The sequence below is a fragment of the Streptomyces canarius genome (assembly GCF_014650735.1).
Taxonomy (GTDB): domain Bacteria; phylum Actinomycetota; class Actinomycetes; order Streptomycetales; family Streptomycetaceae; genus Streptomyces; species Streptomyces olivaceoviridis.
This window is the reverse complement of the sequence record NZ_BMVN01000002.1, coordinates 35,605-59,681: the sequence shown is the minus strand read 5'-3', so window position 1 is coordinate 59,681 and position 24,077 is coordinate 35,605. Positions and strand designations below refer to the sequence as shown.

Annotated in this window: 18 protein-coding genes; 9 read left to right on the top strand and 9 right to left on the bottom strand. The window is 74.0% G+C overall.

From position 1 onward, the window contains the following. Window positions 1–128 precede the first annotated feature (128 nt). Together IE294_RS02695 and IE294_RS02690 are read right to left on the bottom strand one after the other, a co-directional pair. On the bottom strand, window positions 129–1,775 hold the full coding sequence (locus tag IE294_RS02695) for a hypothetical protein (protein ID WP_189881910.1): 1,647 nt from the start codon (window positions 1,773–1,775) through the stop codon (window positions 129–131). A gap of 40 nt (window positions 1,776–1,815) precedes the next feature. Beyond that, complete coding sequence (locus tag IE294_RS02690) at window positions 1,816–2,010, bottom strand: hypothetical protein (RefSeq protein WP_014671463.1); 195 nt, start codon at window positions 2,008–2,010, stop codon at window positions 1,816–1,818. 294 nt (window positions 2,011–2,304) lie between these two features. On the opposite strand from IE294_RS02690, the gene IE294_RS02685 reads away from it, so the two are divergent. The 5 genes from IE294_RS02685 to IE294_RS02665 all read left to right on the top strand — a co-directional run bounded on the left by IE294_RS02685 (window position 2,305) and on the right by IE294_RS02665 (window position 7,945). Beyond that, window positions 2,305–2,697 carry an ankyrin repeat domain-containing protein gene (locus IE294_RS02685; protein WP_189881908.1) on the top strand — a complete coding sequence of 131 codons (393 nt, stop codon included), beginning with the start codon at window positions 2,305–2,307 and terminating at the stop codon, window positions 2,695–2,697. A 300-nt stretch (window positions 2,698–2,997) separates the two neighbouring features. Continuing rightward, window positions 2,998–4,416: a HEAT repeat domain-containing protein gene (locus IE294_RS02680; RefSeq protein ID WP_189881906.1), complete on the top strand. Its 1,419-nt coding sequence runs from the start codon at window positions 2,998–3,000 to the stop codon at window positions 4,414–4,416. A gap of 231 nt (window positions 4,417–4,647) precedes the next feature. Beyond that, the gene (locus IE294_RS02675; RefSeq protein ID WP_189881904.1) at window positions 4,648–5,775 is read left to right on the top strand and encodes a glycosyltransferase family 4 protein; all 1,128 of its coding nucleotides are present in this window, start codon (window positions 4,648–4,650) and stop codon (window positions 5,773–5,775) included. Further along, complete coding sequence (locus tag IE294_RS02670) at window positions 5,772–6,947, top strand: glycosyltransferase (protein ID WP_189881902.1); 1,176 nt, start codon at window positions 5,772–5,774, stop codon at window positions 6,945–6,947. Before IE294_RS02675 ends, IE294_RS02670 begins: the two co-directional genes overlap by 4 nt. Further along, window positions 6,944–7,945 carry an SGNH/GDSL hydrolase family protein gene (locus IE294_RS02665; protein ID WP_229917005.1) on the top strand — a complete coding sequence of 334 codons (1,002 nt, stop codon included), beginning with the start codon at window positions 6,944–6,946 and terminating at the stop codon, window positions 7,943–7,945. Before IE294_RS02670 ends, IE294_RS02665 begins: the two co-directional genes overlap by 4 nt. Window positions 7,946–8,106: 161 nt before the next feature. Here the strand turns inward: IE294_RS02665 and IE294_RS02660 are convergent, their stop codons facing one another. From IE294_RS02660 to IE294_RS02640, 5 genes are all read right to left on the bottom strand, one after another. Continuing rightward, entirely contained in the window at window positions 8,107–8,976 is an 870-nt protein-coding gene (locus IE294_RS02660; protein ID WP_189881900.1) for a 5-oxoprolinase subunit C family protein, read from the bottom strand. A gap of 190 nt (window positions 8,977–9,166) precedes the next feature. Next, window positions 9,167–9,784, bottom strand: a complete 618-nt coding sequence (pxpB, locus tag IE294_RS02655; protein WP_189881898.1) for a 5-oxoprolinase subunit PxpB — start codon at window positions 9,782–9,784, stop codon at window positions 9,167–9,169. After that, window positions 9,781–10,539, bottom strand: coding sequence for a LamB/YcsF family protein (locus IE294_RS02650; protein ID WP_189881896.1), 759 nt, complete (start codon window positions 10,537–10,539; stop codon window positions 9,781–9,783). Before IE294_RS02650 ends, pxpB begins: the two co-directional genes overlap by 4 nt. 69 nt (window positions 10,540–10,608) lie before the next feature. Beyond that, window positions 10,609–11,439 (bottom strand): putative hydro-lyase, encoded by an 831-nt coding sequence (locus tag IE294_RS02645; RefSeq protein ID WP_189882521.1) that lies wholly within the window; start codon window positions 11,437–11,439, stop codon window positions 10,609–10,611. Window positions 11,440–11,444: 5 nt separating this feature from the next. Next, window positions 11,445–12,770, bottom strand: a complete 1,326-nt coding sequence (locus IE294_RS02640; RefSeq protein WP_189881894.1) for an MFS transporter — start codon at window positions 12,768–12,770, stop codon at window positions 11,445–11,447. A gap of 127 nt (window positions 12,771–12,897) precedes the next feature. On the opposite strand from IE294_RS02640, the gene IE294_RS02635 reads away from it, so the two are divergent. The 4 genes from IE294_RS02635 to IE294_RS02620 all read left to right on the top strand — a co-directional run bounded on the left by IE294_RS02635 (window position 12,898) and on the right by IE294_RS02620 (window position 20,887). Then, window positions 12,898–13,599, top strand: a complete 702-nt coding sequence (locus IE294_RS02635) for a GntR family transcriptional regulator (RefSeq protein ID WP_189881892.1) — start codon at window positions 12,898–12,900, stop codon at window positions 13,597–13,599. 126 nt (window positions 13,600–13,725) lie between these two features. After that, the gene (locus IE294_RS02630; protein ID WP_189881890.1) at window positions 13,726–15,255 is read left to right on the top strand and encodes a hypothetical protein; all 1,530 of its coding nucleotides are present in this window, start codon (window positions 13,726–13,728) and stop codon (window positions 15,253–15,255) included. A gap of 49 nt (window positions 15,256–15,304) precedes the next feature. Further along, window positions 15,305–16,183: a hypothetical protein gene (locus IE294_RS02625; protein ID WP_014671449.1), complete on the top strand. Its 879-nt coding sequence runs from the start codon at window positions 15,305–15,307 to the stop codon at window positions 16,181–16,183. Window positions 16,184–16,255: 72 nt separating this feature from the next. After that, on the top strand, window positions 16,256–20,887 hold the full coding sequence (locus IE294_RS02620) for a hypothetical protein (protein ID WP_189881888.1): 4,632 nt from the start codon (window positions 16,256–16,258) through the stop codon (window positions 20,885–20,887). A 24-nt stretch (window positions 20,888–20,911) separates the two neighbouring features. Here the strand turns inward: IE294_RS02620 and IE294_RS02615 are convergent, their stop codons facing one another. Together IE294_RS02615 and IE294_RS02610 are read right to left on the bottom strand one after the other, a co-directional pair. Next, a complete protein-coding gene (locus tag IE294_RS02615; protein WP_189881886.1) occupies window positions 20,912–22,462 on the bottom strand; it encodes a GMC family oxidoreductase in 1,551 nt (516 codons plus the stop codon). 32 nt (window positions 22,463–22,494) lie between these two features. Then, the gene (locus IE294_RS02610; RefSeq protein ID WP_189881884.1) at window positions 22,495–24,066 is read right to left on the bottom strand and encodes an APC family permease; all 1,572 of its coding nucleotides are present in this window, start codon (window positions 24,064–24,066) and stop codon (window positions 22,495–22,497) included. Window positions 24,067–24,077 lie beyond the last annotated feature (11 nt).

Here is a 24,077-nt window from a genome sequence, read left to right as displayed (position 1 = left end):
CGGATGTGCGGTTCGGGGGCCTCGGGCGCGTGTCCGGCTGCGGGACCGTCGTGGCCGGTCGCGCGGTTTCCCGCGCCCCTGGGGAGCCGCAGTCCCGCCGGCCGCGTGGTTCCGCTACCGCCAGGGCGCTACGAAGGCTCCGCCGCCAGAGCCTCCGCGGGGACCGGTGCCTTCCCCGCCGTCGGTTCCGAGACATCGGTCGGTTTCGAGAGAGCCGTCGGTTTCGATACTCGCGGCTCCTCCTCCACGGCGGTGGTCCGTGGCGGCAGCAGTTCCAGTACCGCCTGCCGGTCGGCGTCACTCGTGGCGTCGTCGTACGGGTCCGGCGTCCGCGGAACCTGAAGCCGGTGCACCGGACCGGACCCCAGCCGCGCGTACCCCCGCCCGGGCGGCACGTGCGCCATCGACGTCGTGTGCGGCGGCGCGCCCAGCACCGCCTCCACCTGCTCCGGCGCGGCGGACCCGAGCACGACGCGCGCGCGTGTGTGCTGCCGTACCGCGTCGGCGAGCACCTCCGCGCTGTCGAACTGCTCGGCCACGACCACGGTCACGTTCGCCGCGCGGCCGTGCCGCAACGGCACCTGGAGCAGCGTCTGCGGGTCCTTGCGGCCGTCCGCGAGGGCGAGGTGCGCGAAGACGCTCGGGCGGTCCACCAGGATCCACAGCGGGCGCCGGGTGTCCGGGGGCGGTGGGTCGCCCGCCTGCCGCGCCAGGTTGATCGCGATGAGCCGCCGCTCGGTCTCCCGCGCGGCCCACTCCAGGCTGGCCAGCGCCCCGGGCAGCGCGCACTCCACGGCCAGGACGGCGTCCCGTCCGGTCAGGCAGGCGTACTCGCCGGTGCCGCCGCCGTCGACGATCAGCACGTCGCCGTACTGGAGGGCCTGGATGGCGACGGAGCGCAACAGGGTGGACGTACCGCTGCCGGGGTGGCCCATGGCCAGCAGGTGCGGCTCGGTGGAGCGGATGCCGGTGCGCCAGACGACCGGCGGCACGTCGACCCGTTCCTCCCCGTAGGACAGGGGGAGCGTGCGCTGGACCTCGCTGGGGTCGGTGAAGCCGAGGACTGTCTCGCCGGGCGCGGTGACGAAGCGCTGGGCGGGGATGTCGGCGGGCAGCGGGGGGAGCGCGTTGACGGTGAGCTGGTTGCCCTCCTCTTCCCACGCGAAGTGGTACTCGCGGCTCCGCCCGGCCTTCGCGGTGAGCAACTGCTCGATCCGCGCGCGGGCCGCGGGCTCGCCGTCCGGGAAGTAGGCGGGGTAGCGGATCACGAGGTGGCCGATGCGCCCGGCGTCGTCGAACTCGTGGGCCGCGTAGGCCTTCTCCCACTCCCCGCCGTGCGCGTACAGCGGCGCCGGGTCATTGGAGCTGGAGAAGTAGGGCACCAGGGCTTCGTAGAGCGCCTGGAGCCGTTGGGTCTGGGACTCGTCGGGCCCTTCGGGCGCCGACGGGGTGCGGTCGCGGCCGTGCCAGGCCGCTGCCGCCATCACCGCGATGACGGCGAGCAGCGGCCCGTACGGCATCAGGGCCACGATCAGGACCATGGAAGCCGCGAAGAACAGCAGTGGCCCGCGCTTGTCCTTGGGCGTGTCCGCCCACCTGCGCCGGCCGGCCGAGGCCAGCAGACGCAGCCCGCGCGTCACGGTGATCAGCGGCTGGAGGACGTCGGTGGCGCTGTCGGCCGCCGTCCGGGCCAGCTCCCTGCTCCGGGCGATCTGCGTCCGGGCGATCTGGGCGCTGTCCTTGCTCAGAATGCGGGGGAGGGGGCGCCGGGCCACTGCTGTCTCCTGATGGTGCGTGCGGGCGGGGCTGGAGGGGTCAGAACTTGATGCCGCCCAGGAGGCTGGCCAGGCTCTCTCCTCCGGCTTTGATGCTCGGGGCGATGCCTGTGGTCGACAGGTAGAAGCCGAAGAGTGCCGACACCGTGGCGTGCGAGCCCTTCAGTCCGTCCTTGCGGAAGAACAGGAAGACGACGACGCCGAGCAGCAGCACGCCTGAGAGCGAGAGGATCATTTGGGGCCTCCTGGTGTCGATGGTGGGGGACAGTCACCATGAGTTCTTCCAGGATCACAGGATGTATCCATACGATTAAAGGTGCAACTGGGTGAAAAGCGGGGGATTTCCCTCACTCGGACGAGTGCGTCAGAACGCGATTGACCAGGCGTGTTGTGGGTGCGGTGCCCTGGGCGGGCGCTGCTGCTGATCTTTACCTCGGGCGGATCGGGTCATGTGCCACGCGAGCCAGTACGCTGGCGATTCACTCGTACGAAGCAGTCCCCGAATCAGCATGGAGAGGCGGTCCGGCCGATGAGTGAAGTTCCCGACCCCGAGGTCGTGGAGCTGGCGACCAAGATCTTCGATCTGGCCCGGCAGGGGCAGACCGAGGCGCTCGTGGCGTACGTCGACGCGGGTGTTCCGGCCAACCTCACCAACGACCGCGGCGACTCCCTGGTGATGCTCGCCGCCTACCACGGTCACGCCGACGCGGTGCGCGCGCTGCTCGCGCGCGGCGCGTCGGCGGATCAGGTCAACGACCGGGGTCAGACCCCGCTCGCGGGTGCCGTCTTCAAGGGTGAGACGGACGTCATCAAGGCCCTCCTGGAGGGCGGAGCCGATCCTTCCGCAGGCACGCCGTCGGCCGTCGACACGGCCCGGATGTTCGGCAAGACAGAGCTTCTGGAACTGTTCGGCGTCCACTGACGCCGACGCGCTGACCAGGTACGACACGGAAAACGGGGGAGGCGGTACAGGGCCGCCGGAAATACGGTCGCGGCAGCACACACCGCGGGTCATCATGACGTCGTGATTCACGGACGCGATGGCTGGGCAGGTGTTGCCGCACCGCGCGGGCCGTGATGCGGTCCGCATGGGCCACCGACGAGAGGCAGAGAGAGATGGTCTACAGCAAGCAAGAGACGGCGGGCGCTCCGACGTTGTGTCACGCGGCCAGGTAATGCGTGTTCCCCGGTTGCGTCGACGCTTGATGTGAGGCTGTTTCCCATGTTCGATCCGGTCATAGCGCCCAGCGGTACGCTGCTCGGCCTGCTCCAGCGCGGCCGTGGTGACGGCACGCTGCACGCGCTCACGGCCCCGCGCGCCGAAGCGCTCGCGGCCCTGAACCACTGTGTGCTGCGCGACCCCCGCCACGACTGGCAGGTGGAGAACCGCTCCCTGTACTACGCCCGGCTCTTCCTCGACCTGAACGGCGAGCTGGACGCCGTGGAGGCACACCTCTTCGACCCCGAGGACGTCCTCGACACGGACGAGTCCCGCACCGGCCTGGCCCTTGCCGTCCTCGGCCACCTCGCCTCCTACGGCAGGCGCGACGCCCTGGCACTGCTGCGCAGGTACGCCGCGCACGGCTCCAACTGGGCGTGGGCCCTGGACGAGCTGGCCCTCAGGGACGACGACGCGGGCCTGCGCGCCCTCGCCGCCCCCGTCCTGGCCCGCTTCGCCACCGATCCCGAGGGCGAGGCCGAGCTGGCCGCCGCCGTACGCGACGCCTTCGAGCCGCGGCCCTGGCGGCTGTGGGCCGAGGATCCGCGCGCATCGATCGCCACGCGGGTGCGTGCCGCCCAGGAGGCCGGCTGTTTCGACCGCTGGCAGCGGCAGATGCGGCCCACCGGCCCGCGCCCCGACTGGAGCGTCCGCGCCGTCTTCGAGTGGGCCCAGCAGGGCATGGAGCGCGGCGCCGCCCTCCATGTGCCCGCCGCCCGCTGCCTGGTCGCCGTGGCCGGCCCGGAGGACCGGCCCGAGATCCTCCAGGCCGCCCGGACCGGCACCGACGGAGCCCGCTGCACCGCGCTGCGCTACCTCGCCGACAGCAACGACCGTGACGCGCTCGACCTGATCGAGGCCGCCGTCGTCGACGGGACGGCGCCCGTCGTGGAGGCCGCCGTCGACGCCTTCGAACGGATGCGCAGCATCGCCGCCGTCGACCGCGCGCGCGGCTGGGCCCAGCGTCCCGACGCGCTCGGTGCCGCCGCCGGACGCATGCTCGCCTGCCGCGGCGGCGCACAGGACCGCGACCTCGTCCTCGGTGCCCTCCGCGAGGCCGTGCGCGGCGAGGGGCCGGACGCGCCCACCCTGTGGACCCTCGTCGACGGCGCCGGACGCCTCGGCATCGCCTGCGCCGCCCCCGTCCTGCGCCATGTCTACCGTGAGACGGCCTCCTCCCATCTCCGTGGCCGTGCCGCCCGCGCGCTGGCCGCCACCGACCCCTCGTTCGCCACCGGCTTCGCCGTCGAATGCCTGTGGGACTGCGAGGAGACCACCCGCGAACTGGCCGCCCGGCACGCCGAGACCGGCGACGCCCGGGTCGTGGAGCGCCTGCGCCGCCTGGCCGCCGATCCGGCCGAGGAGGACGAGGTGCAGACCGCGGTACGCAGCCGCTTCGGACCGGACGCGACCCTCGGCTGAAGCGCTCGGGACCGGCCGTGAGCCTCGGCTGAGGCGCGGCTGCCGGCCCCCACCCGTACATCTGCCCCGGCGGACGAGCGCCCGCCGGGTGAACACCGGGTGACCCGCGGGTCAGGTGGCCATGACGGCCGTCTGACCCGCTCGGGTGCGCAGTCCAACGCTCATGGGACGTTCCCCGCGCCGAAAGATCGAAGTTGACGCGGGCACGTCCAGCGCGGCGACAACACCCGTATGCGTGTCGTCATCGTGACCGAATCCTTTCCCCCCGATGTGAACGGCGTGGCCCACTGCGCGCTCCAGACCGCCCGGCACCTCGTAGATCGCGGTCACCTCCCGCTCGTCGTCGCCCCCGCTCCCGCGCCCGGCAGCGGCCCGGACACGGACGCCCCGTGCCCGGTCGTCCGGATCCCCTCCCTCCCGCTCCCCGGCTACCCGCAGGTCCGCGTCGCCCTCCCCAGCCGGCGCCTCGCCGCCGCCCTCGTCGCGCACCGCCCTGACGTGGTCCACCTGGCCAGTCCCTTCGTCCTCGGCGTCCGCGGCATGGCGGCCGCCGCCCGGCTCGGCATCCCCTCCGTCGCCGTCTACCAGACCGACCTGGCCGGCTACGCCCGTACCTACATGGGTGCCGGGGAGGCCGCGGCCTGGCGGCGGATCCGCTCCGTGCACGGCGCCGCCGACCGCACCCTGGCTCCCTCCAGCGCGGCCCAGTCCGACCTGGAGGAACACGGCATACCGCGGGTACGGTTGTGGCCGCGCGGCGTGGACACCGCACGTTTCCGGCCACAGCACCGCAGCGAGGCGCTGCGCCGCGAACTCGCACCGAACGGCGAACTGATCGTCGGCTACGTCGGCCGGCTCGCCCCGGAGAAGCACGTCGAACTGCTCTCCGGAGTCTGCGGGCTGGCCGGCGTGCGGGTCGTGGTCGTCGGCGACGGACCCAGCCAGGCCCACCTGACCGAGGCCCTGCCCGGCGCCGTCTTCCTCGGCCGTCGCACCGGCGACGAACTGGCCCGGATCTTCGCCTCGCTGGACCTGTTCGTGCACACCGGTCCCTTCGAGACGTTCTGCCAGACCGTCCAGGAGGCCATGGCCAGCGGTGTCCCGGTCGTGGCGCCGGCCGCAGGCGGCCCGCTCGACCTGGTCGACCACGGCCGTACCGGCCTGCTGGTCCCGCCGCGCGACGCCGCCGCCGTACAGGAGGCCGTCCGCGCCCTGGCCGCCGACCCCGCGCGGCGCGCCGCGTACGGCGCCACCGCCCGCGCGACGGTCGAGGGCCGTACCTGGGCCGCCGTCGGCGACCAGTTGATCGCGCACTACGACGACGTCCTCGCGGACCGGAAGACGGTGGTGGCGGCATGACCGGGCAGTCCCTGCGCATCGTGCGCCTCGCGAACTTCGTCGCCCCCGCCTCCGGCGGCCTGCGCACCGCCCTGCGGGAACTCGGCAAGGGCTTCCGGGCCGCGGGCCACGAACCGGTTCTGATCGTGCCCGGCGAACGGCACACCGACCGCGACACCGAGCAGGGCCGGGTCATCACCCTGCCCGGCCCGCCGCTGCCCGGCACCGGCGGCTACCGCGTCCTCACCGACAAGCGGCGCGTCGCCGCCCTCCTGGAGGAACTGGCCCCGGACCGCCTGGAGGTCTCCGACCGGACCACCCTGCGCTGGACCGGCCGCTGGGCGCGCCGCGCGCGCGTGCCCGCCGTGATGGTCTCCCACGAGACCGCCGACGGCGTGCTGCGCACCTGGGGCCTGCCCGAGCACCTGGCGCGGCGCGCCGCCGACTCCCTCAACACCCGGACCGCGCACGTCTACTCGCGGGTCGTGTGCACCACCGAGTTCGCCGAGCGCGAGTTCGTACGCATCGGCGCGCGCAACGTCGTACGCGCCCCCCTGGGGGTCGACCTGATGGAACGGCACCCCGCGCTGCGCGACCCCGGGCTGCGTGACCGCTACGCGCGCGGGGACGAGGCGCTGCTCGTGATGGCGTCCCGGCTGTCCGTCGAGAAGCGCCCCGGCACGGCGCTGGACGCCCTGGAGGCGCTGTTGCGGCGCGGACGGCGGGCGGTGCTCGTGGTGGCCGGGGACGGGCCGCTGCGGGCCCGGCTGGAGCAGCGCGCGCGGGACCGGGGGCTCCCCGTGACCTTCCTCGGGCACGTCGCCGACCGTACGGCCCTCGGCGCGCTCCAGGCGTCCGCCGACGTGTGCCTCGCGCCCGGGCCCGCCGAGACCTTCGGACTGGCCGCGCTGGAGGCCATGGCGTGCGGCACGCCCGTGGTGGCGAGCGCGTCCTCGGCGCTGCCCGAGGTCATCGGGTCGGCGGGTGCCACCGCGGCGGGCGGCGGAGAGGCGTTCGCGGACGCCGTGGAACTGCTGCTGGACCGCGCCGAGCCCGAGCGGCGGGAAGCGGCACGCGCGCGTGCGGAGTGCTTCGGCTGGGGAACGGCCGTTGAGGCCTTCCTGGCGGCCCACGACACGGAGGTGCTGCGCCACGCCGACGCCCGGCCCGCCGTACCGGAGGGCGTGGCATGAGAGCCGGTGCCGCGGCGCAGCGGAGTGGCTGCGTCCGCTTCGTCGCGCTCGGGGACTCGCTGACCGAGGGCGTGGGCGACCCGGCCGGTGCCGGATGGCGGGGCTGGGCCGCGCTGCTGGCCGCTTCCCTCGCCGAGGACAGCGAGCGGGTGCGGTTCACCAACCTCGCGGTCAGCGGGGCGCAGACCCGGGACGTGCTGGAGAGGCAGACGCCGGCCGCCCTGGAGCTGCGCCCCGACCTGGTGTCCGTGGTCGTCGGCGTCAACGACACGCTGCGCCGCACCTTCGACATCCACGCCGTGGCCGCCCACCTCGACCAGGTCTACGGCTCCTTCACCCGGCAGGGCGCCACCCTGCTCACCGCCTGCCTGCCCGACCCCGGCGCCATGCTTCGGCTCCCCGGCGCCCTGGCCCGCCCGCTGGCCCGCAGGCAACGGGCGGTCAACGCGGTCGTCCACGCGCTGTCCGAGCGGTACGGCGCCGTCCACCTGCACGCCGCTGACGACGGCTGGATCAGCGACCGGAGCCTGTGGAGCGCGGACCGGCTGCACCCCGGCGAGCGCGGTCACCGGCGGTTCGCCGCCCGCTGCCACGCCCTGCTCGCCGAGACGGGCCGCGCGACCGGGGAACCTGTCTCGCCCGAGCCGGAGTTCCCCGCGCCGACCCGCACGGCGAGCCTGTGGTGGCTGGCCACGGCGGGGACCGGCTGGGTGCTCCGCCGCTGCAACGACCTGCTGCCGCAGCTGCTGTGCCTGGCCGCCGGCGAACTGCGCCACCGTGCCCGGGGCACCGGCGCCCGCCTGGACCACCGCGCGTCGGCAGCGGTGTCGGCAGCCCTGGCGGCCCTGCCGGAGACCTCCACCGAGGAGGCAGTGGCCCAGTGGCGCGGCAACGAGAGGGAGGCGGTCCTGGCGGAGGGGACGGTCGAGGTGGTGGGCCCCGAGGCGACGGGGGCCGTCGGGACGGCCGCCTCCGCCGGGGCCGTTGCGGCCGGTTGAGGTGGGGCGAGCCGCTTTCGGTGACATTCGGCGGGTGGGGCGGTGGGGCTGTTTCCGCGGGGAGGCCCAGCGTCGCCGGCACCGGCGAACGCGCGGCAGTCGGGGGCGGTCGCGCCCGGCGAGGCGCCTCGGGCCGCCGCGGCCGTCGCAGCCGTAGCGGCTCAGCGGCGCCGCACCGGTACGAACCGGACCGGGGTGCCCGGGAGGGCCTGGGCGGCGGCCGGGAGGTCGGCGGCGCGGACCACCGCGATCACCGGGTAGCCGCCGGTGGTCGGGTGGTCCGCGAGGAAGACCACCGGGCGTCCGTCCGGCGGAACCTGGACCGCGCCGAGAACCATGCCCTCGCTGGGGAGTTCACCGGTCCGGGCCCGCTCCAGCGCGGGCCCCTCGGTGCGCAGGCCGATGCGGTTGCTCGCCGCGGAGACCCGGTACGCGCGCGTGGTGACGTCCCGGACCGCCCGAGCCGTGAACCAGTCGTCGCGCGGGCCCGGTGTCACCCGGAGCACGAGCTCGGCCGGCGGACACGGCTGCGGCGCGCCGTCCACGCGCGCGGGAGGACCGGCCGGGGCGCCCAGCGGCAGGACCGTGCCGTCCGTGAGCGGTGCCGGACCGAGGCCGGACAGCAGGTCGGTGGCGCGGCTGCCGAGGACCGGCTCCACGGCGACACCGCCGCCGACCGCGACGTAGGCGCGCACGCCGGCCGTGGCCGCGCCCACTTCCAGCAGTTCGCCCGCCGGAACCACGACCGGGGCACCCCACGCGGCCGGGCGACCGCCCACCGCCACCGGGCAGGGCGCACCGCCGACCGCGACGGTCACCGTCGAACGCGGGCGCAGCGCACAGCCGTTGAGCGTGGTCTCCAGGACGGCGGCGTCCGGCGGATTGCCGACGAGCCGGTTCACCAGCGCCGCGGCGAGCGGGTCGAGCGCTCCGGAACGGGGCACGCCGAGGTGCGCGTACCCCGGCCGCCCGCGGTCCTGCACGGTGGTCAGTGCCCCTGCGCGCACGACGACCAGCGCACGGTCGGTCATGGGGCCTCCCAGGTCACGGGTCCCGCCGGCGCGAGGCACGCGCGCGCGTGGGCTTCCGTCCGCTGCCCGGTCACGCATGTCTCCCGGGTGCGTACCGCTACCGGTGCGGCTGCTTCACCGGCGCGTACCCGTGCCGGTGCGCCTGTTCCCCCGGTGCGTACCCCTGCCGGTGCGGCCCTCCGCCCCCCGCTCATGCGCCCTCCGCCGGCACGAACCGTACGCGCGTGCCCGGCTCCAACAGGGCCGCCGGGACGCGTGCCGGGTCCCACAGCACCGTGTCCGTCGTGCCGATCAGTTGCCAGCCGCCGGGCGAGGAGCGCGGGTAGACGCCGGTGTACGGGCCGGCCAGGGCCACGGCGCCGGCCGGAACCGCCGTGCGCGGGGTGGCGCGGCGCGGGACGTGGTAGCGCTCCGGGAGCCCGGTGAGATAGCCGAAGCCGGGCACGAAGCCGCAGAAGGCCACCGTGAACTCGGTGCCGGCGTGCACGCGGGCCACCTCCCGTTCCGGCACCCGCCAGTGCGCGGCGACCGCCGCCAGGTCCGGGCCGTCGTACCGCACGGGCAGTTCGATCAGCTCGCGCGCGTGGGCAGGCATCTCCGGCACCCGTGTGCCGGTCAGTTCCGCCGCCCAGCGGGCCGGCTCGGCCAGCCCGTCGAGCAGGACCGTACGGGCCGCCGGGACGATCTCGCGCACGGTGAGCGCGCCGTCCGCGCGGCGCCGCAGCAGTTCCGCGTGCAGGGCCTGCGCCTCCTCCCCGGAGGCCACCTCGACGAGCAGCGCGTCGTTGCCGACGGCAAGCGCCCTCACGCGAACGCCTCCACCCGCACGCCCGCCGCCACCAGCCGTTCCCGCACCCGCCGGGCCAGGCCGACCGCGCCCGGCGTGTCGCCGTGCAGGCACAGCGACCGGGCGCGCACCTGGATCCGCGCGCCGGAGTGTGCGAGGACCGCACCGGAGCGCGCGAGGCTCACCGAGCGCTCCACGACGTCGTCCGGGTCGGTCACCACGGCACCCTCGTGGCCGCGCGGGACGAGCGTGCCCTCGTCGGTGTACGCGCGGTCCGCGAAGGCCTCCGTGACGGCCGGCAGACCCGCCTCGGCCGCCAGCTCCAGGAACCGCGAGCCGGGCAGGCCCAGTACCGGCAGCGAGGCGTCCGCGAGGCGCACGCCCTCGATCACCGCGCGGGCCTGCTCCTCGTCGTGCACGACCCGGTTGTAGAGGGCGCCGTGCGGTTTGACGTACGCCACGCGCGCGCCCGCGGCCCGCGCGAACACCTCCAGGGCGCCGATCTGGTAGGCCACTTCGGCCGCCAGCTCGACGGGCGGCACATCCATCGCGCGCCGCCCGAAACCGGCCAGGTCCCGGTAGGAGACCTGCGCGCCGATCGTCACCCCGCGCTCGGCCGCCCGTTCGCACACCCGGCGCATGGTGGCCGCGTCCCCGGCGTGGAAGCCGCAGGCCACGTTGGCGCTGGTGACGACGGACAGGAGCTGGTCGTCGTCGGTCAGCCGCCAGCGGCCGAAGCCCTCGCCCAGGTCGGCGTTCAGATCGATCGCGGTCATGGTGTTCTCGCGTCTCCGGTTCTCGTGGACTTCTTTTGTGCGCGGTTTCGGGCTCCGGTACGACCGGGCTCAGTCGACGCCGACCAGCCGGTACTGCTCGTCCCGTGCGTCGGTCAGGAACATCTGGCCCGGCGCGTGGGTGATCGCGAACGGCGGCCGGGACGCCATCACGGCCGCCTGCGGGGTCACCCCGCAGGCCCAGAACACCGGGATGTCGCCGTCGGCGACGGTCACCGGGTCGCCGAAGTCGGGCCGGGAGAGGTCCTCGATGCCGAGGGCTGCCGGGTCCCCGCAGTGCACCGGACCGCCGTGCACGGCCGGCAGCAGGCTGCTCTCCCGGATCGCCGCGCCCAGATGTTCGGGCGGCACCGGCCGCATGGAGACCACCATCGGCCCGCGCAGCCGGCCCGCCTCCCGGCAGGCCCGGCTGGTCACGTACATCGGCACGTTCCGGCCCTGCTCGACGTGCCGGATCGGCACGCCCGCGCGGGCCAGCGCCCACTCGAAGGTGAAGCTGCACCCGAGCAGGAACGACACCAGGTCGTCCCGCCAGTACGCGCGCGCGTCCGTGGGTTCGTCGACCAGCTCGCCGTCCCGCCACACCCGGTAGCGCGGCAGGTCGGTGCGCAGGTCGGCGCCCTCGGCGAGGACGGTCGTCGGGGAACCGGCGTCCGTGACGTCGAGCACGGGGCACGGCTTGGGGTTGCGCTGGCAGAACAGCAGCATGTCGTAGGCCCAGTCGGCGGGCACCGCGATCAGGTTGGCCTGTGTGTGGCCCGCCGCGACCCCGGCGGTCGGCCCGGCCAGGCCGTCGCGGAAGCGGGCCCGCGCGGTATGCGGGCTCCACGCGTGCGCGTGCGCGTCGACGGTGGTGACGGGCCGGTCCCCGGTACGGTTCACCCGCGTCACGCCAGCTCCTTCCCGCGCGTCTCCGGCAGCCCGAGCAGCGCCAGCGCGGCGAGGCCGTAGCCGATCGCGCCGAAGACCAGCGCCCCGCCGACGCCCCAGCTGTCCGCCAGGAAGCCCACCAGCGTCGGGAACACCGCACCCACCGCGCGGCCCGTGTTGTACGTGAAGCCCTGCCCGGTGCCGCGTACCGCCGTCGGGTACAGCTCGCTCAAGTAGGAGCCGAAGCCGCTGAAGATGGCCGACATGCAGAAGCCGAGCGGGAAACCGAGCACCAGCAGCAGGGTGTTGGCGCCGTGCGGGATGTTCGCGTACGCCAGGATGCACACCGCCGACAGCAGCGCGAACAGCCAGATGTTGTTCCGCCGGCCGAGCCGGTCGGTGAGGTGGCCGCCGGTGAGGTAGCCGAGGAAGGCGCCGGAGATCAGGAAGGCCAGATAGCCGCCGGTGCCGACGACCGACAGACCGCGGTCGGACTTCAGGTACGTCGGCACCCACGTCGCCAGCGTGTAGTAGCCGCCCTGCACGCCCGTGGACAGGAGGCTCGCGAAGACCGTGGTGCGCAGCAGGCCGGGGGCGCCGTCCCGGCCGGCCGGACGGAAGATCGCGGCGAACGAGCCCCGGCGCGGGTCCTGTTCACGGGCCGCCGTCGCCGTGGGGGCGTCGTGCACCGAGCGGCGCAGCCAGACCACGAGCAGCGCCGGCAGCGCGCCGGTCCAGAACATCACCCGCCAGGCGAGGTCGTCGCCGGCGAAGGAGAACACCAGCGTGTAGACGACCGCCGCCAGTCCCCAGCCGACCGCCCAGGAGCTCTGGATCGCGCCGAGCGTACGGCCCCGGTGGCGTGCGCTCGCGTACTCGGCGACCAGGATCGCGCCGACCGCCCACTCGCCGCCGAAGCCGAGGCCCTGGAGGGCGCGGAAGACCAGCAGGGTCTCGTAGGTGGGCGCGAAGCCGCAGGCGACGGTGAAGACGGCGTAGGTGACCACCGTGATCATCAGGGCCCGGACGCGGCCCACCCGGTCCGCGATCACGCCGGCGGCGGCGCCGCCGACCGCCGAGACCACCAAGGTGACGGTGGTGAACAGGCCGGTCTGGCCGCTGCTGAGGCCGAAGTACGCCGAAAGCGCCACCATGCTCAGCGGCAGGGTGAAGTAGTCGTATGAATCCAGGGCATATCCGCCGAAAGCACCGGCGAACGCGCGCCGGCCGCGCGGGCCGAGGGCGCGCAGCCAGGCGAACGCGCCGTCCTCGGCGCCGTGTTCGGCCGGTCCCGGGCGGACGTCGGTGGAGGGCGCGGACCGGGGTGGTGGGGTCGTGCTCATAGGCACCTCGCAGACGAGGGACGGAGGGTGCTGGGAAGTGAGCCGTGCGGAGCACCGTAGAGGATCGTTCAACGATCCTTCAATACCCGTGTTGTTTCGTCCTGGTGTCTGCGATTGAATTCCAGGCATGGCAGAGGAGCTGACGGGACTGGCCGGCGACCGGGTCCTTCTGGGCCGCACGAGCACCGCGGAGCGCGTTTCGGACATCCTCAGAAGCCGCATCTCCGAGGGCTACTTCCCGCCCGGCACCCGGCTGTCCGAGGACAGCATCGGCGGGGCGCTCGGCGTCTCCCGCAACACCCTGCGCGAGGCGTTCCGGCTGCTCACCCACGAGCGCCTGCTGATCCACGAACTCAACCGGGGCGTGTTCGTCCGGGTCCTGACCGTCGAGGACGTGGAGGACATCTACCGCACGCGCTCCCTCGTCGAGTGCGCCGTCGTCCGCGGGCTGGGCGAGCCGCCGTACCGGCTGGACGGGCTGGTCGCGGCGGTCGAGGAGGGGCGCACGGCCGCCGCGGAGAATGACTGGAAAGGGCTGGGTACGGCCAACATCCACTTCCACCGGGAACTGGTCGCCCTCGCCGGCAGCGAACGCACCGACGAGCTGATGCGCAGCATCTTCGCCGAGCTGCGCCTGGCCTTCCACGTCGTGGACGACCCGCGCCGGCTGCACGAGCCGTACCTCGCCCGCAACGCCCAGATCCTCCAGGCGCTCCAGGGCGGCGACCGGCACGGCGCCGAACGGCTCCTGGAGACCTATCTGGCGGACTCGCTGGAACGGGTGGTGGAGGTGTACCGGCGCAGGGTGGGCGAGGAAGGCGCCCCGTAAGGGCACGGGGAACCGCGCGCCGGCCCCGGACGGTCCGCACCCGGGAACGACCCGCAGCCGTGCCGGCCGGACCGGCGGGACCGCTCGTTTGGGTCGATGTCAGACCCAGGACCTAGTCTGTGCACCGTGACTTCGCCTGCATCGACGGACCGTGTTCCGCCCCAGCTCAGCGCGGGGCCGCGCCCGGCTCCGGGCCCGGCCGCCGACGAGGGGCTGGCGCGTCGGCTGCGCGCGCTCGCCTGCACCGCTCCGCTGCACGACCTGGACGCGCGCAAGGCCAACCTGGCCGGCGAGTACTCGGTGTACGGGATGGCCGAGGTGGCGCTGGCCGCCATCGACCTGGTCACGCTGAACATGGACTTCGACACCGGTGCCGACCACGAGCAGATCGTGGCCCGGCTCATCCCCCGCATCGCCGCCCAGGCCCCGGGCCGGCCCGCCGCCGAACACGAGCGCGTGGCCCGCTGGGTCCTGGAGAACCTGATCAACGTCGGCAGCGCGGACCGCGGCTTCCGCGCGGTCTACGGCACCTTCGCCGCGGACGGCACGTACGTCCGCCGTGACTACGACTTCAAGCTGATCGAGGAGGTCCCCGGCCCCGGCGGCACGGTCTACCTGCGGACGACGGACGAGGCGGTCAACGTCCTGGTCGGCGCCCTCGACACCGACGTCACCAGCGCCCAGATCGCCGCCGAGGTCAAGCTGGAGGTGCTGATCAGCCGCGGCCGGCTCGCCGACGCCCAGCTCGCCGCCGAGCAGGCCCGCTACCGCACGGTCCAGTACTCCGAGACGCTGCGCCGGGCTCTGGAGGCCACCCGGCGCAACGTCCGCGCGGTCGACTGGCTGGGCGCCGTCCCCGACATGATCGCCGAGGCCCTGGACCACGTGGCCGAGCGCTACCGCCACGAGAACGCGATCCTCACCAACATCCGCAAGGCCCGCGACGAGACCGAGGACCCCGAGCACAAGCGCCGCGCCGCCGAACTCGTCGACATCGTCAAGGACTGCATCCGGCGCCACACCCAGCTCCAGTCGCGCCTGCTGGAGGCGGGCCCGCTGTTCCGGGCCGAACAGGACCGGCAGGCCTTCGCCGCACCGGCGGCGACGTCCGGGACGGACCTGTACGGCCATCTCCTCGCCCCCGTCCTGCCGCTGCCCCTGGAGCAGGCGATCCGGGTCACCGACGCCTTCTTCGCGCACGGCACGGGACTGCGCACGCCGGTGTCGGTCCGGGTCGGGGACCTCGTGGACATACTGCTGACCCCGCCCGTGGAGCGGGAGCACCTGGGCGCGGAGATGCCCGAGCCCGATCTGATCGCCACGCCGGACGACAGCCGCTTCAGCGAGGAGCAGCTGGCCGCGGCGAGGGACCTGCTCGATCTGCCGGCGGACGCCCCGAGACGACTGTCCGGGCTGCTGGCCGAGGCCCGGCGGACCGGGGACCCCGACCTCGCCTACCTGGTGGCGCTGCTTGCGGTCCACGCGGCCAGCCCACCCGTCGGCACCGCCTACCGGCAGGGCGAGGAGAAGCTGCTGTTCGCCGTGGACGACGGGACCGAACTGGACGATCCCGAGTTCGGCGGGGCGGACCTGATCGTGGGGACCGCCCTGCTCGACGCGGCAGGGATGGCCGCGGACCGGACGGAAGCAGCATGAGCGGCATGACCGGCATGAGTGGACAAGAGCACGACAAGGAGCCGAACCCGTGACCGAGCACGTCGACCGGAGTGAACCCGAGCCTGCCGCCGCCCCGGCGGGCTCCGCCGTCACCCCCGCCGACGCCGCCGACGCGGCGCGGCTCGTCGCCTTCGGACTCCAGCCCAAGCTGGCGCCCGCACGCGACCAGGAGTACACCGAACTGCTGCGCCGCTACCGCGAGGACCCGGCGTTCGCCCGGCTCGCCGACGCCGTCGCCGCCGGTCTGGGGCTCGTCGTGCTGGAGGTGTCCCCGCGCGCGGGCATGGCCGTGACCGCCGCCGAGGACTCGGTGTTCGCCGTCCGCATGGGCGACTACGCGCGTCGCACCGCCGCCGACTCCGGCGACCGCTTCCTGCACGGGCTGGCCCATCTCGCGGTCGCCGCGCTGGCGTTCCCGCGCCCCGAGGACCTGGCCGACGACTCCTACATCGGCAGGGTCACCGTCAACGGCGTCGACGCCTTCGTCCGGCAGGCCTGCCGCCGTCTGGAGGAGCGCGCCGAGGAGCAGGGCGAGAACACCGACCCGGCGACCGACGCGCCCGGCCTGGAGGCGGCCTGGCGGATCTGGGCCAGACGCAGCGCCACGGGCGCCACCAAGGACGCCCGCCGGCCGGCCGCCTCCACCACCGGCATCGTGGCGAAAGCCATGGCCTTCCTCACCGACTCGGGCTTCCTCCAGCGCACCGGCGACGACAACGGCGGCACGTACCGCACCACGGCCCGTTACCAGCTCCAGGTCCGCGACCTGGCCGGCAGCGCCGCCCTGGCCGAACTGGTGGAGCTGGGCATCGTCCCGGTCACCGACGGCACGGCCACCCTGCTGCCCGCCCAGGACATCGACGACCTGGACCTGGTGGCCGACGCCGGACTGCCGTTCCACTCCTGACGCGCTGAAGCTCCCGCAGCTCCAGACCCTCCCGAACCACCGCACCTTTCACCAGACTTACGAGAGTCCGCCATGTACGAGCTGTCCCGGGTCCGCCTCTACTCCATCGGTCCCGCCGGTGCGCGCTACGCCGACACCGTGCTGGACCTGCGGGGTGTCGGGGAGCCCGTGCCCGACCCGGCGCCCACGCAGGTGGAGTTCTTCGAGGAGGAGCCGTCCGGTCCGCCGCGCCGGCCCGCGCCCGCCGGCGTGCTGTTCCTGGAGAACGGCGGCGGCAAGTCCGTCCTGCTCAAGCTGATCTTCTCGGTGATGCTGCCGGGCCACCGCAACACCCTCGGCGGCGCCAGCTCCGGCGTACTGCGCAAGTTCCTGCTCGCCGACGACTGCGGCCACGTGGCCCTGGAGTGGCAGCACGTGCTGACCGGCGAGTGCGTGGTCGTCGGCAAGGTCAGCGAGTGGCGCGGCCGGCAGGTCTCCAACGACCCGCGCAAGTTCGCCGAGGCCTGGTACTCCTTCCGGCCCGGCCCCGGCCTCAGCCTGGACAACCTGCCCGTGGCCGAGTCCACCGCCGTACGGCCGCCCGTCGAGGGCACCTCGGGCGCGCACGGCCGCCGCCGCACCATGAAGGGCTTCCGCGACGCCGTCATGGAGGCCGGCAAGGTCTACCCGCACCTGGAGGTGCACTGGGAGGAGATCCACGAGCGCTGGACCGAACACCTCGGCGAGCTCGGACTCGACCCCGAACTCTTCCGCTACCAGCGCGAGATGAACGCCGACGAGGGCGAGGCGGCCGGCCTCTTCGCGGTCAAGAAGGACTCCGACTTCACCGACCTGCTGCTGCGCGCGGTCACCGACACCCGGGACACCGACGGCCTCGCCGACCTCGTCAGCGGCTTCGGCAACAAGCTCGGCCGGCGTGCCGAGCTGATCGCCGAACGGGACTTCACCGCGGGCTCGGTCGACCTGCTCGGCCGGATCGTGGAAGCCGCCGAGGCGCGTTCACGCGCGCGTGACGTCCACGCGGGCGCCGAGCGCCGCACCCGCACGCTGGCCCGGCGGCTGTCGGCGCGAGCCGTGCGGGAGCGGATCCGGGCCGCCGACCTCGCCCAGCGGGTGACGGCCGCCGCGTACGCCGTCACGCACTCCGAGGGCGCCCGCGAACGCAGCGCCCTCATCGCCGCCGAACTCGCCTACCGGCACGCCTCCCTGGCGCTGGCCGCCGCCGAGAAGTCCACCGCCGCGCAGAAGCGCGAGCTCGCCGACGCCCGCACGCTGCACTCCGCCTGGCAGGCCGCCGAGGCCGTACTGCGCCACCGGGCCGCCGCCGACCGTGTCGCGCGCGTGTCCGCCGCCATCCAGGAGGCCGAACGGGACGCGGCCCCCGCGCTCGCCGCCCGTGCCAAGGCCGCCGTGGACCTCGTACGGGCCCTGCACACCGCCGCCGGCAGCGCCGAGGCCCTCGCCAACGAGGAGGAGGAGCGCTCCGCGGCCCTCCAGGAGGTCAGCGACTCCGCCTACCGGGACTCCACCGCCGCCGCCACCGAGGCGCAGCGGGCCCGCAGCGAGGCCGGGCACCTGCGCCAGCGGCTCGCCGAGGTCGAGCAGGAGACCGCCGAGGCCGTTCGCGCGGGCTGGCTGGACGACAGCGCCCCGGACGCCGACCCGGCGCGCGCCGCGCTCGCCGCCAGCGACGCCGAGAAGACCGCCGTGGCCGCCTGGGACGCGGCCCGCGAGGCCGCCCGCAAGGCCACCGAGCACGCGCGCGAAGCGGCCTCCGCCGAATCCCGCGCGGAGCTGACGGCGGCCCGCGCGGCGGACGCGGCGACCGCCGCCGAGCGCGCCCACGAGGCCGAGCGGCGCCTCGCCGAGTCGCTGGCCGCCGAGGAACGGCTCGCGGAACTGCTGAGCCTGCCGGGCGCGCCGGGCGCGGCACGGGTGCCCGCGCCCCGGACGGAAGAAGCCGGCACCACGCGCACACCGGCCGCCGAGGCCGCCCACGGCGCGCTCACCCCCGAGGAACTCGACCGCGTCGCCGACGAGTTGCGCGAACTCCTCGACGGCGCCGTGTCCACCGCCGAACGGCACCTGTTCGACCTGCGTACGGCCGCCGCCGACGACGCCCGCATCCTCGGCGCCCTCGGTGACGGCGGGCTGCTGCCGCCCGGCCCGGACGTGCTGGCCACCGTCGAGTTCCTCGGCGAACACGGCATCCCGGCACTGCCCGGCTGGCGCTACCTGGCACAGGCCGTCGACCCCGCCGACCACGCGCGCGTCCTCGCCGCCCGCCCGGAACTGGTCGACGGCGTGATCATCACCGACCCGGACACGCACGCGCGTGCCCGTGAGGCCCTTGGTGACGCCGCCCTGCTGCCCCGCTCCGCCGTCGCCGTCGGCACCGCCGCCGCGCTGCTCGCCCCGCCCCCCGCCCAGGGCACCACCCCTGGTGACGTGTTCCTCGTGCCGCCGAACCCGGCCATGCACGACGAGCACGCCGCCGACGAGGAACGCCAGGCACTGCGCGCCCGGGCCACCGCACGCGACGAGGAGATCCGCGCCCTCGCCGCCCGTCTCGGCAAGGACCGCGAACTGGCCGCGCGGCTCGCCTCCTGGCGCACCGGCTGCCCCGCCGGGCACCTCACCGAGCTGGCCCGGGCCGCCGAGCAGGCCCGCGCCTTCGCCGAGGAGACCGAGGCCGAACTCGCCGAGGCACGCACGGTACGGGCGGAGGCCGACGAGTCCGCCGCCGAGGCCGCCCGGATCCGCGACGAACGGCAGGAGGCCGCGCAGAAGGCCCGGCGCGCCGCCGACGCCCTGGCCGGCCTCGCCTTCCGGCTCCGCGAACGCGCCGGCTGGCAGGTGAGACTGCGTGAACTCGCCGACGAGGCCGCCGAGTCCGAGGCCCGCGCCCAGACCTGCCTGGACCGCGCCCGTGCCGCCGACGAGGACCGCCGCGCCGCCCAGCGCGCCGCCGACGACGCCCGCCGCACCGCGCGCGCCCTGCGCGCCGAGCGCGCCGAGATCGCCGGCGCCCCCGACGACGTACCCGTCGACGACGAGGACGCCCCGAAGGCGTCCCTGCCCGCCCTCCGCGAGGCCTACCGGGCCGCCTCCCAGGTGTACGAGAAGGTCGGCGTCGGTGCCGACCTGCGCGCCGAGCAGGCCCGCGCGGAGAGCGACGAGAGCGCCGCCCGCGCCGAACTGGACCGGCTCAGCAACAAGGTCCGCACCCGCGCCGAGCAACTGCTCCAGTCGCCCGACGGTGCCGACGGGCCCTCCCGGCAGGCCGCCGCCGCACGCGCGGAGGAGCTGGTGCAGCTCCTGGAGACCCGGATGTCGACCGCGAGCGAGCAGCTCGGCCGGCTGCGCGGCGAGGCCGAGCGGCACGCGCCCGAGGACGGCGAGGCGCACACCGAGCTGCCCGAGGAACTCGTCCCGCGCGACGCCGAGCACGCCCAGGCGCTGCTGCGCACTGCCACGGCCGAACTCGCCGCGCGCGCCGAGGCGCTGGCCGAGGCCCGCGACGCGCACGCGGAGCTGCTGGACGCCCACCGCGCCGCCGAGGACGCGGCCGGCGGCTTCGACGAGATCGCCGCCATGCTCCGCGACCTGCTGCGCGAACACGCCCCGGAGGAGGAGCAGGAGGAGCCGGAGCCGTACCCGGGCACCCTGGAGGAGGCCCGGCACTCCGCCGCCGAGGCCCGCCGTTCGCTGCGGGGCTGTGCCGCCGACCTGTCCGCCGCCGAGGCGGCCGTGCGCGAGGCGAGCGACGTCCTCGTCCGGCACGCCAACTCCACGCGCTACGAGCAGGTCCGCACCCCCGCCCGGCAGCAGATCCGCGAACTGCCCGCCTCCGCGCTGCCCGAACACGCCCAGAAGTGGGCGGACGCCTTCGCGCCCCGGCTGCGCGTCCTGACCGACGAGCTGGCCCAGCTGGAGCGCAACCGCGACTCGATCGTGGACCGGCTGCGCGGTCTCGTGGAGTCGGCGCTCGCCACCCTGCGCTCCGCCCAGCGCCTCTCCCGGCTGCCGGAGGGGCTCGGCGAGTGGTCCGGCCAGGAGTTCCTGCGCATCCGCTTCGAGGAGCCCGACCACGCCACGCTCACCGAACGGCTCGGCGAGGTCATCGACGAGGCCACGCGCGCGGCCGTCAGGAAGAACTCCGACCTGCGCCGTGACGGCATGTCCCTGCTGCTGCGCGGCGTCGCGGCGGCCCTTCAGCCGAAGGGCGTGGCCGTCGAGATCCTCAAGCCCGACGCCGTGCTGCGCGCCGAACGCGTCCCCGTCGGCCAGATGGGGGACGTCTTCTCCGGCGGCCAGCTCCTCACGGCGGCCATCGCCCTGTACTGCACGATGGCCGCGCTGCGCTCGAACGACCGGGGCCGGGACAAGCACCGGCACGCCGGCACGCTGTTCCTGGACAACCCGATCGGCCGGGCCAACGCGACCTACCTGCTCGAACTCCAGCGAGCGGTGTCCGACGCGCTGGGCGTCCAGCTGCTCTACACCACCGGTCTGTTCGACACCACCGCCCTCGCCGAGTTCCCGCTGGTCATCCGCCTGCGCAACGACGCCGACCTCCGGGCGGGCCTGAAGTACATCAGCGTGGAGGAACACCTCCGGCCCGGGTTGCCCCAGCAGCCCCAGGCCGGGGAGGCGGTGCACAGCGAGATCACGGCGACGAGGATGTACAAGAAGCCGGCCTGAGCAATGGGCTGGCCGGTCCGTTGATCAAGCATCCGCCTTGATCAGGTCGGCACATTTCTCGCCGATCATCATCGTCGTGATGCACGGGTTGACGGCGATCAGGTCGGGCATCACCGAGCCGTCGGCGACCCGCAACCCCTCGACCCCCTTGACCCGCAACCGCGCGTCCAGCGGGGCCGAGGGGTCGTCGTCGGCGCCCATCTTCACGGTGCACGACGGGTGGTAGACGGTGTTGTGCGTCTTGTGGACGTAGTCCAGCAACTCGTCGTCCGTGCGGACGTCCGGTCCCGGCGCCAGCTCGGTGCCCGCCCAGCCGCTCAGCGCCGGCTGCGCGGCGATACGGCGGGCCAGCCTCAGGCCGTACGTCATCACCCGCACGTCGTGCTCGTGCGTGAAGTAGCGCGGGTCCACCTTCGGCTTGTCCCGGTAGTCCCGCGTCCGCAGCCGTACCGTGCCCCGCGACTTCGCCTTCGTCACGTTGGGGGTGAGGCAGAACGCGTTCTCCGAGGTCGGGTAGCCCCAGCGCGCGGTGTTCATGTCGAACGGCACCGACCCGTAGTGGAACATCAGGTCGGGCCGGTCCAGGCCGGGCTCGGTGTCGTAGAAGACGCCCGCCTCCCACCACTGGCTGGACGTGGTGGTCATCGGCTGCTCCGCCTCCCACATGATCACGCCCTCGGGGTGGTCCTGGAGGTTCTCGCCGACGCCCGGGGAGTCCACCACGACCTCGACGCCGACCTCGCGCAGATGCCCGGCCGGGCCGATGCCGGACAGCATCAGCAGCTTGGGGGAGTCGATCGAGCCGCAGGAGACGATCACCTCGCGCCGGGCCCGTACCGTGCGTGTGTGCACCAGATCGGGGTCCAGGTACTCGGCGCCCACGCACCGCCGCCCCTCCAGCACGAGCTTCTTGGCCCGCACCCCGGTCCGGACGTCCAGGTTCGGACGTTTGCCGAGGACGGGGTGGAGATACGCGACCGACGAGGACTGGCGGATGTTGTTCTCGTCGGAGTTGATCTGGAACCAGTTGGCCCCGCGCACCACCGTTCTCCCGGTGTTGAACGGGACCGTCGGTATACCGGCCTGCGCACACGCCTCCAGCAGGGCCGCGCCGCACGGGTCCCCGCCCTTCAGCGTGCGCAGCTTCACGGGGCCGGTGCGGCCGTGGTGGTCGCCGGGCGCGTCGTTGTTCTCCAGCCGCCGGTACAGCGGGAACAGGTCGGCCGCGCTCCAGCCCGTACAGCCCTGGGCCGCCCAGTCGTCCAGGTCCTCCGCGGGCGCCCAGAAGGCGATGCAGGAGTTGTGCGACGAACAGCCGCCCAGCACCTTCGCGCGCGCGTGCCGCATGAAACTGTTGCCGCTGGCCTGCGGCTCGACCGGGTAGTCCCAGTCGTAACCGGACTCCAGCAGCCCCATCCAGCGCTCCAGCCTGAGGACGTCGTCGTCGCCGACGTCGCTGGGGCCCGCCTCCAGCACGCACACCGTCACCGAGGGGTCCTCGGAGAGCCGGGCGGCCACGACGTTGCCCGCGGTGCCGCCGCCGACCACGACGTAGTCGAACTCATCGATGCTCATGTGACCTCCTGGTCAGCCGGAATCGGGCGGGATCACTCGGCCGCGGGGGCGGCGAGGGGAGGGGGCGGGGCGGTCGCCGCGGCGTCCAGGCGGTGCTCGGCGAGGACACCGGTGCGGTGCCGCTGGACGAACCAGTAGTAGGCGAAGCCGCCGCCCGCGATGACCGCGACGAAGAGCACCGCGCCCCAGCGCAGGTACCAGTGGTACGGCGCGGACGCGTTGTAGACGGCGGCGCGCGGCCAGATCAGGTTGACCGTCATCGCCACGCCCCAGACCACCGCGACGACGTTGACGGGCAGTCCCCAGCGGCCGAGCGAGAACCTGCCCTCGTCCGCGGGCCGCCATGTGCCGCGCAGCCGGGCCACCAGCATCGGGCCGGTGACGCCCAGGTAGGCGAGGTAGATCATGATGATGCCGATGCTGGTGACGACCGTGAAGATCTGCGGCTGGCGGATGTTGACCACGAGGATCGCCAGCGCCAGCACGCCGATGATGACGGCCGGCAGGACCGGGGTCTGGAAACGGGGGCTGACCCGGGCCATCAGCGAGGACGCGGGCAGGTTGTTGTCGCGGGCCATCGCGAACGCCAGCCGGATCGCGGCCGTGTGCACGGCCAGCGCGCACACCGTGACCGCGATCAGCACGCACCACAGCATCGCCTTGCCCGCCGTCGGGCCGAGCACGTCCAGCACGACGTATTGCAGGCCGTCGGTGGACAGCTTGTCGCCCTTGAGGCTGGAGACGCTCATGAGCGCCAGCAGCAGCACCAGCCCGCCCAGGACGAACGAGGCGACGATCGCGCGGATGATCGCGCGCGGGGCGTTCCGGGACGGGTCCAGGCACTCCTCGCCGAGGGAGGAAGCGGTGTCGAAGCCGTACATGACGTACGCGGACGCCAGCGAGGCCACCAGGAAGGCGCCGAGGTAACCCGTTGAGTAACCGGCTCCCGTGTGGTTCGTCTGCATGACGACCTGAGGACCACGGGTGATGTGGACGGCGAAGAGGATGATCAATACAACCGTCGCGATCAACTCGATGAAGACGCCCGCCGTGTTGATCGTGGCCATCAGCTTGACGCCGAACGCGTTGACCAGCGTGGTGAACAGGATCAACACGGCCGCGAGCACGACGGCGTTGGTCGCCACGTCGTACGTCCCGGTGCCGTCCCCGACGAACTGGAAGACGGAGGAGATCTGCGGCAGCGTCAGCTGATAGGCCAGCGCGACCGCCGAGATGGACACGATGGACGCGATCAACATCATCCACCCGGCGAGCCAGCCGAGATGCGGATTGCCGATCTTCTTCGACCAGTTGTAGACCGAGCCGGCCACCGGGTAGCGGGCGGCCAGTTCGGCGAAGCACAGGGCCACCGTGAACTGGCCGACGAACACCATCGGCCACGACCACCAGTAGGCGGGGCCTCCGCTGCCGTAGCCGAAGTAGAACAGCTGGAAGGTGCCGGTCAGGATGGAGATGTAGCTGATGCCGGCGGCGAAGGTGTGGAAGTGGCCGAGGGTGCGCCTGAGTTCGGGCTTGTAGCCGAACTCGGCGAGTTCGGCGTCGTCGTGGTGGTGTGGGCCTGGCGATTGCTCGGTGGTCGTCATGAGCGGCCTCC

Bases quoted from the DNA above. Each gene is read 5' to 3' on its own strand.
- IE294_RS02690 (WP_014671463.1), bottom strand. From the start codon at position 2,010: ATGATCCTCTCGCTCTCAGGCGTGCTGCTGCTCGGCGTCGTCGTCTTC.
- IE294_RS02685 (WP_189881908.1), top strand. From the start codon at position 2,305: ATGAGTGAAGTTCCCGACCCCGAGGTCGTGGAGCTGGCGACCAAGATC.
- IE294_RS02680 (WP_189881906.1), top strand. From the start codon at position 2,998: ATGTTCGATCCGGTCATAGCGCCCAGCGGTACGCTGCTCGGCCTGCTC.
- IE294_RS02675 (WP_189881904.1), top strand. From the start codon at position 4,648: ATGCGTGTCGTCATCGTGACCGAATCCTTTCCCCCCGATGTGAACGGC.
- IE294_RS02670 (WP_189881902.1), top strand. From the start codon at position 5,772: ATGACCGGGCAGTCCCTGCGCATCGTGCGCCTCGCGAACTTCGTCGCC.
- IE294_RS02665 (WP_229917005.1), top strand. From the start codon at position 6,944: ATGAGAGCCGGTGCCGCGGCGCAGCGGAGTGGCTGCGTCCGCTTCGTC.
- IE294_RS02660 (WP_189881900.1), bottom strand. From the start codon at position 8,976: ATGACCGACCGTGCGCTGGTCGTCGTGCGCGCAGGGGCACTGACCACC.
- IE294_RS02650 (WP_189881896.1), bottom strand. From the start codon at position 10,539: ATGACCGCGATCGATCTGAACGCCGACCTGGGCGAGGGCTTCGGCCGC.
- IE294_RS02640 (WP_189881894.1), bottom strand. From the start codon at position 12,770: ATGAGCACGACCCCACCACCCCGGTCCGCGCCCTCCACCGACGTCCGC.
- IE294_RS02635 (WP_189881892.1), top strand. From the start codon at position 12,898: ATGGCAGAGGAGCTGACGGGACTGGCCGGCGACCGGGTCCTTCTGGGC.
- IE294_RS02620 (WP_189881888.1), top strand. From the start codon at position 16,256: ATGTACGAGCTGTCCCGGGTCCGCCTCTACTCCATCGGTCCCGCCGGT.
- IE294_RS02615 (WP_189881886.1), bottom strand. From the start codon at position 22,462: ATGAGCATCGATGAGTTCGACTACGTCGTGGTCGGCGGCGGCACCGCG.
- IE294_RS02610 (WP_189881884.1), bottom strand. From the start codon at position 24,066: ATGACGACCACCGAGCAATCGCCAGGCCCACACCACCACGACGACGCC.